Annotated in this window: 13 protein-coding genes; 11 read left to right on the forward strand and 2 right to left on the reverse strand. The window is 68.3% G+C overall.

Annotated elements, in window-relative coordinates; all coding sequences use genetic code 11:
- From F9K34_RS13775 to F9K34_RS13800, 6 genes are all read left to right on the forward strand, one after another.
- Positions 1-265 (forward strand): amidohydrolase family protein (locus F9K34_RS13775; protein ID WP_291337547.1); only part of this gene is annotated, 265 nt, incomplete at its 5' end.
- Positions 266-413: 148 nt separating this feature from the next.
- Positions 414-1,106: a ribulose-phosphate 3-epimerase gene (rpe, locus tag F9K34_RS13780; RefSeq protein ID WP_291337548.1), complete on the forward strand. Its 693-nt coding sequence runs from the start codon at positions 414-416 to the stop codon at positions 1,104-1,106.
- Between the two features lie 12 nt (positions 1,107-1,118).
- Complete coding sequence (locus F9K34_RS13785) at positions 1,119-1,673, forward strand: thioredoxin family protein (protein WP_291337549.1); 555 nt, start codon at positions 1,119-1,121, stop codon at positions 1,671-1,673.
- Positions 1,670-2,329: a phosphoglycolate phosphatase gene (locus F9K34_RS13790; RefSeq protein WP_291337550.1), complete on the forward strand. Its 660-nt coding sequence runs from the start codon at positions 1,670-1,672 to the stop codon at positions 2,327-2,329. The genes F9K34_RS13785 and F9K34_RS13790 overlap by 4 nt, the downstream gene beginning before the upstream one ends.
- 106 nt (positions 2,330-2,435) lie before the next feature.
- The gene (locus F9K34_RS13795; RefSeq protein WP_291337551.1) at positions 2,436-3,311 is read left to right on the forward strand and encodes an MBL fold metallo-hydrolase; all 876 of its coding nucleotides are present in this window, start codon (positions 2,436-2,438) and stop codon (positions 3,309-3,311) included.
- A 19-nt stretch (positions 3,312-3,330) separates the two neighbouring features.
- Positions 3,331-3,471, forward strand: a complete 141-nt coding sequence (locus F9K34_RS13800; protein ID WP_291337552.1) for a hypothetical protein — start codon at positions 3,331-3,333, stop codon at positions 3,469-3,471.
- Between the two features lie 6 nt (positions 3,472-3,477).
- On the opposite strand, the gene F9K34_RS13805 is transcribed toward F9K34_RS13800, so the two are convergent.
- Positions 3,478-4,662, reverse strand: a complete 1,185-nt coding sequence (locus F9K34_RS13805; RefSeq protein ID WP_291337553.1) for an NAD(P)/FAD-dependent oxidoreductase — start codon at positions 4,660-4,662, stop codon at positions 3,478-3,480.
- A gap of 232 nt (positions 4,663-4,894) precedes the next feature.
- Here F9K34_RS13805 and F9K34_RS13810 point away from each other — a divergent pair, with 232 nt between their 5' ends.
- The 5 genes from F9K34_RS13810 (at position 4,895) to F9K34_RS13830 (ending at position 9,186) form a co-directional block, all read left to right on the forward strand.
- Positions 4,895-5,662, forward strand: coding sequence for a helix-turn-helix transcriptional regulator (locus tag F9K34_RS13810; RefSeq protein ID WP_291337554.1), 768 nt, complete (start codon positions 4,895-4,897; stop codon positions 5,660-5,662).
- A gap of 75 nt (positions 5,663-5,737) precedes the next feature.
- Positions 5,738-6,592, forward strand: coding sequence for a metalloregulator ArsR/SmtB family transcription factor (locus tag F9K34_RS13815; protein WP_291337555.1), 855 nt, complete (start codon positions 5,738-5,740; stop codon positions 6,590-6,592).
- Between the two features lie 4 nt (positions 6,593-6,596).
- Positions 6,597-7,604: an ArsJ-associated glyceraldehyde-3-phosphate dehydrogenase gene (locus F9K34_RS13820; protein ID WP_291337556.1), complete on the forward strand. Its 1,008-nt coding sequence runs from the start codon at positions 6,597-6,599 to the stop codon at positions 7,602-7,604.
- A complete protein-coding gene (arsJ, locus tag F9K34_RS13825; protein ID WP_291337557.1) occupies positions 7,601-8,854 on the forward strand; it encodes an organoarsenical effux MFS transporter ArsJ in 1,254 nt (417 codons plus the stop codon). Before F9K34_RS13820 ends, arsJ begins: the two co-directional genes overlap by 4 nt.
- Positions 8,855-8,952: 98 nt before the next feature.
- Entirely contained in the window at positions 8,953-9,186 is a 234-nt protein-coding gene (locus F9K34_RS13830; RefSeq protein ID WP_291337558.1) for a hypothetical protein, read from the forward strand.
- 5 nt (positions 9,187-9,191) lie between these two features.
- Here F9K34_RS13830 and F9K34_RS13835 read toward each other — a convergent pair.
- The coding region (locus tag F9K34_RS13835; protein ID WP_291337559.1) for an ATP-binding protein at positions 9,192-10,205 on the reverse strand (1,014 nt) is incomplete at its 5' end.

A 10,205-nucleotide genomic window follows, 5' to 3' on the forward strand; every position in this document is an offset into this window, starting at 1 on the left:
CGACGGCCTGCGCAAGCGCACCTTCTCGGCACGCGAGCTGGCGGAAGCCTGCATCCGCGCCATGGAGCGGGCACGCAGCCTCAACGCCATGATCACCGAGACCGCCGACCGGGCGCTGGCGATGGCGACGTCGGTCCCGGCGCGCGTCGCGGGGCTTGGCGACCGGTCGGGGGCGCTCGCACCGGGGCGGCAGGCCGATTTCGTGCATCTTTCGGATGGGCTCGAGCTCAGGGGCGTCTGGCAAAGGGGGGTACGCCTGGCCTGATCCCGTGATCCACTAGAAAGTCCGATAAGCAGTATTATGTAAAATTCCGATGCCTGCAGGCAGGGGCAAATCCGCGCATCGACCTCTCGATGCTGGACCTTGCCCCGGCTTTGGCCCTACATCGTCCCTACCGAACCGGAGCGCGTAAATGACCCTGGCCCGTGCAATCAAGATCGCCCCGTCCATCCTCTCGGCCGACTTCGCCGATTTCGGACGCGAGATCCACGCCATCGAGGCGCAGGGCGCGGACTGGGTGCATGTCGACGTGATGGATGGCCATTTCGTGCCGAACCTGACCTTCGGCCCGCCGCTGGTCAAGGCGATCCGGCGTCATGTGACCACGGTCATGGACGTGCACCTCATGATCGCGCCGGTCGATCCCTATATCGACGCATTTGCGGAGGCCGGTGCCGATGTCATCACCGCCCACCTGGAGGCCGGTCCGCACATTCACCGGACGCTGCAAGCCATTCGTGCAACAGGGAAAAAGGCGGGTCTAGCCCTCAATCCCGGAACTCCCGCCGAGGCGGTGGCACCGCTTCTCGACCTTTGCGACCTGATCTGCGTGATGACCGTGAACCCCGGCTTCGGCGGCCAGAAATTCATTCATTCCCAGATCGACAAGGTGCATTCCCTGCGCGGGATGATCGGTGACCGTCCGATCCATGTCGAGATCGACGGCGGTATCACGCCCGAGACGGCACCGCTCGTCACCGCCGCCGGGGCCGATGTGCTGGTGGCCGGATCGGCGGTCTTTTCCGGAGGTTCTGTCGCGAATCCAGCGCCTTACGGTGCGAACATCAGGGCGATCCGCGCAGCGGCGGAAGCCGCGCGGCGCTGAAAGGAGGGTACCATGGCCGTTTCCCCGCCCGTCTGTGACTTCGGCTGGAAGGCCCCGGCCTTCACCCTGCCCGGCACCGACGGCCGCGACTGGTCGCTCGATCAGGTCCGTGGTCCCAAGGGCACGCTCGTCATGTTCATCTGCAACCATTGTCCCTACGTCCAGTCGGTCATCGACCGCATCGTGCGCGATGCCCGGGACCTGCAGGCGCTCGGCATCGGAGTTGCGGCGATCTCGGCAAATGACGCGACCGAATACCCCGCCGACAGCTTCGACAACATGCGGCTGGAGGCGGCGAAACACGCCTTCCCCTTCCCTTACCTCTATGATGAAAGCCAGTCAGTCGCAAAGGCTTACGGGGCGGCCTGCACACCGGACTTCTTCGGCTTCAACGCGGGTCTGGAGCTTCAGTATCGCGGGCGGCTCGATGCCTCGGGCCGCCAGCCTGCGGCGCCGGGCGCAAGGCGCGAGCTTTACGAGGCGATGCGGCAGGTCGCCGCGACGGGACGCGGCCCGGCGGACCAGGTCCCCTCGATGGGCTGCTCGATCAAGTGGAAGGCGGCGTGAAGGCGCCGGCCGTCATCTTCGACCTCGACGGGACATTGATCGACTCCGCGCCGGCGATCTTCGCCGTGTCGAATGCGGTGCTGGCCGGGCTCGGCCTGCCGGCGCTCACCCTGCCGCAGGTGCGCAGCTTCGTCGGCAAAGGCGTCCCGAACCTCGTGCGCCAGCTCCTCGCCGCGTCGGGCGAGGACCCGGACGGGCCGCTTTTCGAACGGGTGGAGACGGCGCTCGTCGCGCGCTACGAGACGGAGGTGGAGGGCAATGCCCCCTACCCCGGCGTCGCTGACGCCCTGGTACGCCTCGCCGCAGGCGGCTGCCGGCTGGCCGTCTGCACCAACAAGCCCCTCCGGCCGGCCGAAGCGGCGCTCGCGCATGTCGGCCTGCGGGACGTGTTCGACCATGTGCTGGGCGGCGACAGCCTGCCCACGCGCAAGCCCGACCCCGCGATGCTTCACGCAAGCCACGCACGCCTCGGTGGCGGACCGATGATCTATGTCGGCGACAGCGAGATCGACGCCGAGACGGCCGTCAATGCCCGGGTGCCCTTCGTCCTCTACACGGAGGGATATCGCAAGGCCCCGGTTTCGGCACTGCCGCACCGTGTGGCGTTCTCCGATTTCGCCATGCTGCCGGGGATCGTCGAGAACTTCGCCTGGTGAGCGGCGCGACGCTGCGTCCGGCTCGGGCGGCGACCATTCCCATTCAAAATTTGCTATATGACATTTCCGGGTTATACCATCCGCAGGATTGCGGACGGAGGCGGAGATGACGGCGCGCGCAAGGCCCGAGGTCACGGGCTTCTTCGACGAGGCGACCAACACGATAAGCTACGTGGTGAAGGACCCGGCCGGCACGGCCTGCGCAATCGTCGATTCGGTGCTCGACTTCGACTATGCCTCCGGCAGGACCGACACCCATTCGGCCGACGCGGTCATCGCCCATGTCAAGGCGGTCGGCCTGACGGTCGAATGGATCCTCGAAACCCACGTCCATGCCGACCACCTTTCCGCCGCGCCCTATATCCAGGAGCAGGTGGGCGGCAAGATCGGGATCGGCGCCAACATCACCGTGGTGCAGGACACCTTCGGCAAGATCTTCAACGAAGGCACAGAGTTCCAGCGCGACGGTAGCCAGTTTGACCGGCTCTTCCGAGAGGGCGACAGCTTCCGCATCGGCGGGCTCGAGGGCCACGTCCTCCATACACCCGGCCACACGCCGGCCTGCCTGACCTATGTGGTCGGCGACGCAGCCTTCGTCGGCGATACCCTCTTCATGCCCGATTTCGGCACCGCGCGCTGTGACTTCCCCGGCGGATCGGCAGAAATGCTCTACAACTCGATCCAGAAGATCCTCAGCCTGCCGGATGCCACCCGCATCTTCGTCGGCCACGACTACAAGGCGCCCGGCCGCGACGACTACGCCTGGGAAACCACCGTCGCCGAGGAGAAGGCGCGCAACGTCCACATCGGCGCGGGGCGCAGCGCGGAGGAGTTCGTGGCGATGCGCGAGGCGCGCGACAGGACGCTCGGGATGCCGAGGCTCATCGTGCCCTCGTTGCAGGTCAACATGCGCGCGGGCCAGATGCCGCCGCCCGAGGAGGACGGCACTACCTACCTCAAGGTTCCCGTGAACAAGCTGTGAGCGGACCGCGGCGGCCGCGATGCCGAGACGTTGCCTACCGATTCTCGACCAGGGCCGCGGCTGCTCGCGGGAAACCATCGCCTCCGACACGGACGGCACGCTGCGCGAGACGCGGCGCGAGACGAGCCGTGCCGGTCCCGGCGCCATGCAGTTGCCCTGAGCCCGCTCAGACGACCGCCTTTTCCAGGAACGGCCGCCCCTCCAGCACCCGCTCGGGCCCGAGCGGCGAGAGGTCGAGGCTGCGGTAGCCGCCATCGAGGATCAGCTCGGCCATGCCGCGCCCGACGGCGGGCGATTGCTGCAGCCCGTGGCCCGAGAAGCCGGCCGCGACGTGGAAATTCGCGTGACCCGGCCAGCGCCCGAGGATCGCGTTCTGGTCGAGCGTGTTGTAGTCGTAGTGCCCGACCCAGAGCCTCAGCACCTTCACCGCGTCGAATCCTTCCGAGCGGTTGTAGAGCCGCGGCCAGATCAGGTCCTCGAACTGGTCGTGGTCGGGCTCCCAGTCGTCGGGGTCGCAGGGGCCGTCGTCGTCGGGCACGGTCGCGGTGATCCAGGCGCCGTGTTCGGGGCGGAGGTAGACGCCGGTATGGTCGATGATGAGGGGCGCTTCAGGGTGGCGCGCGTTCGGGGCATCGACGACGAAGACCGTGCGCTTGCGCGGCTCGACCGGCAGGTCGATGCCCGCCATGGCGCAGATCGCGGCCGATCCGGTGCCCGCCGCGCAGAGGAAGGCACCGCCCTCGATGCGCCGTCCGCCCTCGGTCAAGGCTGCCGTGACCCGGTCGCCGGCGCGCTCCAGCCCCGTCACGCGGTCGGCGAGGAACACGGCCCCCTGCGCCCGGGCGGCGGCGCGGAAGCCGTTCAGAAGCCCCATGTTGTCGAACCAGCCCTCGTCGCGCGCACCGATCGAGCCCGCCGTCACGTCGTCGAACTGCATCCAGGGGAAGCGCGCGGCGAGTGCCCCCGCGTCCAGCACCTCGGTCGCGGCACCGAGGCCGCGCTGCATCGCCGCCAGGTCGCGCAGGGTCCGCGCCCCCTCCTCGGTGCCCGAGAGGAACAGGTATCCGTTCTCCTTCAGCCCGAGCGAGGCAATCCCGCCGCCAGGGCCGATGCGTTCGGCGAAATTGCGGATGAAGTCGACGCCGAAGCGCGAGATCTCGACGTTCACGGGGTTCGAGAATTGCTGGCGGACGGAGGCGACCGAGAGCGCGGTGGCCGAGCGGGCATAGCTCGGATCCTTCTCGATCACCGTGACCCTCAGGGTCGGCGCCATCTGCATCAGCCACCAGGCCGTGGCCGCGCCCGTGACCGCGCCTCCGATGATCACAACATCCGACCGTATCCCGTCCATCGCCCTCGCTCCGCCGGTTCCAGCGCATTGCTAGCACCCCACGCGGAAAGCGAAAGACCGATACTCGACATATACCTGCGGGCGTGGCAATTTGAGGCGGGGATGAAGCCATGGTTTCGTTGCGATTGTCGACAGATGATGTCGCCATTGATGATTTCGCGTCGGTACGCTCGTGCCTCCGGCGCAGCTGTCGCAGGCTCATCCGGGCGCCGCGGATGACGGGATTCGGGCCATGACGGATTGCGTCAGTCTTGTCGCGCACCTCGAGCGTGTAATCGAGGCGGATTCGATCGAGGAACTCTGGTCGCTGCACCTCGCGAAGATGGCCGAGTACGGTTTCTCGCGGCTCCTCTACGGCTTCACCCGGTTCCGCACATCGAACTCATTCGGCAGCGCCGAGGACGTTCTGGTGCTCTCCAATCATCCCGAGGATTACCTCGCGGCCTTCGTGCAGAGCGGCCTCTACATGCAGGCGCCGATGGTCAAGTGGGCCGCCGCGCACGAGGGCGCCTGTTCCTGGCGGCTCATCGGCGAGTTGGCCGAGGCCGGGACGATGACCCCGGTCGAGCGGAGGATCTTCGAACTCAACCACCGGCATGACGTGAGGGCCGGCTATTCGATCAGTTTCCGCGACGTTTCGGTGCGCGCGAAGGGCGCCATCGGTCTGTGCGCGCGCCCCGGGCTGAAACAGCACGAGGTCGATGCGATCTGGGCCGAGCACGGCCGCGAGATCACCGTCATCAACAACGTCACCCACCTCAGGATCACCTGCATGCCTTATGCATCGTCCCGGCGCGCCCTGACCCCGCGCCAGCGCGAGGCGCTCGAATGGGTGGGCGACGGCAAGACCACGCAGGACATCGCGACGATCATGGGCCTGACGCCGGCCACGGTCGAGAAGCACTTGCGCCTCGCGCGCGAGGCGCTCGATGTCGAGACGACCGCCCAAGCGGTGCTCAAGGCGTCGTTCCAGAACCAGATCTTCGTGCTGAGCGCCTGACGCGCGCCACGCACGGGAGCGCGTGTCACAGAACCTTCACTGGACGCGCGCAAATGATTCCGGCAATCGGGAAGTATGGAACAGAATCGCGCCGCCCACGCCTTCGCCACCCTCGGCCATCCCGGCCGGCTGGCCGTCTTTCGCCTCTTGATGCGCTTTGCCCCCCAGGGCGTGCGTCCGACCGAGATCGCCACGGCGCTTGGCCTGAAGCAGAACACGCTGTCGCATCACCTGGCCGACCTGACGGCCTCGGGACTCGTCGGCGTGGAGCGGCAGGGCCGCTCGCTCTACTACGCGGTCGATCTCGACGCGACCGAGGGGCTGATCGGCTATCTCGCCCTCGACGTGGGCCGCGCCCGGCCCGACCTTCTCGCCCCCCTGCTCTCCTCCCGGAAGGATGCCGCCCCGATGCAGGCCATATCCCGCGCGACCGATTTCGACGTGCTCTTCATCTGCTCGGGCAACTCGGCCCGCTCGATCCTTGCCGAGGCGCTCCTGCGCGACCTCGGCAAGGGGCGGTTCCGGGCCCATTCCGCCGGGACGCGCCCCAACAGCGAGTTGAACCCATTCGCGCTGGAGATCCTGAGGCGCAACGGCCACGAGACCTCGGGCCTGCGCTCCAAGCACATTTCGGAATTCCAGTCGCCCGGGGCGCCGGTCATGGATTTCGTTTTCACCGTGTGCGACACGGCGGCGGCCGAGGACTGCCCGCCCTGGCCCGGCCAGCCGATCACCGGCCACTGGGGCCTGCCGGACCCGGTGAAGGCGACCGGCACCGACGCGGAAAAGGCGCTCGTCTTCGCCCAGACCTATGCCGCGCTGCGCCGCCGGATCGCGGCTTTCGTCGAACTGCCCTTCGGGTCGCTCAGCCGGATGTCGCTGCAATCCCGAGTCGATGCCATCGGCACCGATACCGAGGCAAGGGCCTGACCCCATGACCCGCATTGCGCTCAACGGCCTCGGCCGGATCGGAAAGCTTGTCCTGCGCGACCTCATCGACACCGGTGCCGGCGGCGAGATCGTGCTCCTGAACGATCCTGTCGGTGATGCCGAACAGCATGCCCTGCTGATGGAGTTCGACTCGGTCCACGGCCGCTGGCGCACGCCGGTCGGCGTTGCGGATGGCGCGCTGGTGCTGAACGGTCAGACCATTCGCCTGACCCATGCGAAGACGATCGAGGCACTGCCCTTGTCGGATCTGGGCGTGGATGTCGTGATCGACTGCACCGGCGTCTTCAAGACCGCTGCCAAGGTCGCGCCCTACTTTTCCGCCGGGGTGAAGAAGGTCGTCGTCTCCGCCCCGGTCAAGGATGGCGGCGCGCTGAACCTCGTCTATGGGGTTAACCACCAGCTCTACGACGGATCGCAGCGGCTCGTCACGGCGGCCTCCTGCACCACCAACTGCCTCGCCCCGGTGGTCAAGGTGATCCACGAAAGCCTCGGCATCCGCCACGGCTCGATCACCACGATCCATGACGTGCCGAACACGCAAGTTATCGTCGACCGCCCCGCCAAGGACATGCGCCGCGCGCGGTCGGCACTGATGAACCTGATTCCGACGACGACGGGCTCGGCCACGGCGATCACGCTGATCTATCCCGAACTCAAGGGCCGGCTGAACGGACATGCGGTCCGCGTGCCGCTCCTCAACGCCTCGCTCACCGACTGCGTCTTCGAGGTGGAGCGGGCGACGACAGTGACGGAGGTCAACACCCTCTTCGCCGCCGCCGCAGACGGCCCGCTCAAGGGCATCCTCGGGTTCGAGACGCGCCCGCTGGTCTCCTGCGACTTCACCAACGACCCGCGCTCCTCCATCGTCGACGGACCGTCCACCATGGTCATCAATGGCACCCAGGTGAAGATCTACGCCTGGTATGACAACGAATGGGGCTATGCCTGCCGGCTGGCCGACATCCTGCGGATGGTCGCGGGGACGATGTGAGCACCCCCGATCCCCTGCGCGCCTATGCCGCCGTCACGGCGGCCTACTGGGCCTTCATGCTGTCGGACGGCGCGCTCAGGATGCTGGTGCTCCTGCACTTCAACGCCCTCGGCTTCACGCCGGTGCAACTGGCGTGGCTGTTTCTCCTCTACGAGGCCGCAGGCATCGTCACGAACCTTGCCGCCGGGTGGCTGGCCGCGCGGTTCGGCCTGGCCGCCACGCTCCATGGCGGACTGGCGCTCCAGATCGGGGCGCTGGTGGCGCTGGCGCAACTGGACCCGTCGTGGGGCGTCGCCGCCTCGGTTGCCTTCGTCATGGCGGTGCAGGGTGTCTCGGGCGTGGCCAAGGACCTCGCCAAGATGTCCTCGAAATCCGCCGTCAAACTGCTTGCACCGAAGGAGGACGGGGGCCTCTTCCGCTGGGTGGCACTTCTGACGGGGTCCAAGAACGCGGTGAAGGGCCTGGGCTTCTTCCTCGGCGCGGCGCTCCTCGCGCTGGCGGGGTTCGAGGCGGCGGTCTGGGGCATGGCCGGGGTGCTGGCGGTGATCCTTCTGGCTGTCGTCCGGTTCCTGCCCGCCGGCCTGCCGGGGCGGATGACACCCGAAGAAGCCTGGGGCGGCTGGCGGTCCAGGGACCCGCGCGTGAACCGCCTGTCGCTGGCCCGGATGTTCCTCTTCGGCGCCCGCGACGTCTGGTTCGTGGTGGGCGTGCCCGTCTATTTCCAGTCCGTCCTCTCAGACGGCACCGCCGAGGGGCGGCGCGAGGCCTTCTTCCTGATCGGCGGGTTTCTCGCGCTCTGGATCATCGCCTATGGCGCGGTGCAGGCGCTTGCCCCCCGCCTGCTGGGGGCCAGGGGCCAGCCGGAGGCCGAGACCGCGCGCAAGGCGATGCTCTGGGCCGGGCTCCTGGTGCCGATCCCCTGCGCGCTCGCCCTTGCGGCATTCTGGGCCGGCGGCCCGGCACCCTGGCTGACCGCGATCCTGATCGGGGGCCTCCTGCTGTTCGGCTTCGTCTTCGCGGTCAATTCCTCGATCCATTCCTACTTGATCCTCGCCTACGGCGACGCCGCCCGGATCACCCGCGACGTGGGCTTCTACTACATGGCCAACGCCGCGGGGCGGCTGATCGGCACCCTGCTCTCCGGTCTCAGCTACCAGGCGGGCGGGCTGCCGCTGTGTCTGGCCACGGCTGGTGCCATGGCACTCGCCAGCTGGCTCGCTGCCCGGCCGCTCGTGTCCGCGCCGGCCTGAGCCGCCAGCCAGGCGCGCGGCCGGCGAGAGGTGTCGGCCGGTAATCCCCCGGTAACCCGACCGCCCTAGTCTTGCCCCCGGGCAGAAGGGATATCGTCATGGTGGAACAGTCGGACGCCGCGCGGCGTCCGGACGCTGAAGATCTCTCGCGTCCGGATGCCCTGGCCTATTGGTACCTGCAGGAATTGACGCCGCTCGAAGGCTGCGAGCCGCCCGACGCGCCGTCCGAACCGGCTGCCGACGGCTCCCGCTGGGTTTCCGGCTGGTGGCTGGGGCCGGCGATCCTGCTGGCCCTGCCGGCCTGGGTCGCGCTCGGCATGGCGCTCTTCTGACCGTCTCACCGGGCCAGCACGATCTCGGCCTTGAGCCCGCCAAGCCGCGCGCTCTCGCCGAGCCGGAGCGTGCCGCCGTGGCTGCGCGCGATGTCGGCCGCGATGGCGAGGCCGAGCCCGGTGCCGGTGCCCCGGTCCTGGTTGCGCGCGTCATCGAGACGGGTGAAGGGGCGCATTGCCTCGTCTCGCCGATCCTTGGGGATGCCGGGGCCGTCGTCCTCGACACTGATGCGCACTGCGCGTTCCAGGATGGCGACCGAGACCTCGGCGCGGGTGCCGTAGCGGGTGGCATTGCCGAGAAGGTTCTCGAGCGCCCTGCGCACCGCGCCCGCCCGGAGCATGGCCTCCCCCCGCCCCTCGACCGAATGGAGGGCCACCGCCAGGCCCGCGCGGCGCGCGTCCTCCACGACGGCGGCGACAAGGGCAACGGGATCGGCCAGATCCGCCGACTCCTCGGTCGCGTCGCCGCGCACGAAGGCGAGGAAATCGTCGAGTAGCCGCTGCATGTCATCCACGTCGCGCATCATCGGCCGGGCCTCGTCCTCGTCGAGCATCGCGAGCCCGAGCTTCAGCCGGGTGAGCGGCGTCCTGAGGTCGTGGCTGACGCCCGAGAGCAGCAGCGTGCGCTGTTCGATCTGCCGCTCGATCCGCGCGCGCATGTCGAGGAAGGCGTTTCCCGCCGAACGCACCTCGACCGCGCCCGAGGGCTTGTAGGGCACGATCCGGCCTTTGCCGAACTCCTCCGCCGCGCGCGCGAGCCGGCGGATCGGGCGCAGCTGGTTGCGGAGGAAGAAGAAGGCGATGAGCGTCATGAGAAGCCCGGCGATCACCATCAGGACGAGCAGCTGGTGCGGGTTCGAGGCCGAGACGCGGCTCCGGTCGAAGGCGATCCCGAGGGCGCCGTGGACCGTGGGCAGCGTGAAATCCACCCGCCTGAGGTCCTGGAGGTCGATCGGTCCCATCTCCGGAAAGGCCTGCCGAAGGGTCGCGATGACGATCCGGCCGGAGAAGTCGTAGAA

It is taken from the genome of Albidovulum sp. (assembly GCF_008933605.1).
In the GTDB taxonomy this organism is placed as follows: Bacteria; Pseudomonadota; Alphaproteobacteria; order Rhodobacterales; family Rhodobacteraceae; genus Albidovulum.

Bases quoted from the DNA above. Each gene is read 5' to 3' on its own strand.
- rpe (WP_291337548.1), top strand. From the start codon at position 414: ATGACCCTGGCCCGTGCAATCAAGATCGCCCCGTCCATCCTCTCGGCC.
- F9K34_RS13785 (WP_291337549.1), top strand. From the start codon at position 1,119: ATGGCCGTTTCCCCGCCCGTCTGTGACTTCGGCTGGAAGGCCCCGGCC.
- F9K34_RS13795 (WP_291337551.1), top strand. From the start codon at position 2,436: ATGACGGCGCGCGCAAGGCCCGAGGTCACGGGCTTCTTCGACGAGGCG.
- F9K34_RS13800 (WP_291337552.1), top strand. From the start codon at position 3,331: ATGCCGAGACGTTGCCTACCGATTCTCGACCAGGGCCGCGGCTGCTCG.
- F9K34_RS13805 (WP_291337553.1), bottom strand. From the start codon at position 4,662: ATGGACGGGATACGGTCGGATGTTGTGATCATCGGAGGCGCGGTCACG.
- F9K34_RS13810 (WP_291337554.1), top strand. From the start codon at position 4,895: ATGACGGATTGCGTCAGTCTTGTCGCGCACCTCGAGCGTGTAATCGAG.
- F9K34_RS13815 (WP_291337555.1), top strand. From the start codon at position 5,738: ATGGAACAGAATCGCGCCGCCCACGCCTTCGCCACCCTCGGCCATCCC.
- F9K34_RS13820 (WP_291337556.1), top strand. From the start codon at position 6,597: ATGACCCGCATTGCGCTCAACGGCCTCGGCCGGATCGGAAAGCTTGTC.
- F9K34_RS13830 (WP_291337558.1), top strand. From the start codon at position 8,953: ATGGTGGAACAGTCGGACGCCGCGCGGCGTCCGGACGCTGAAGATCTC.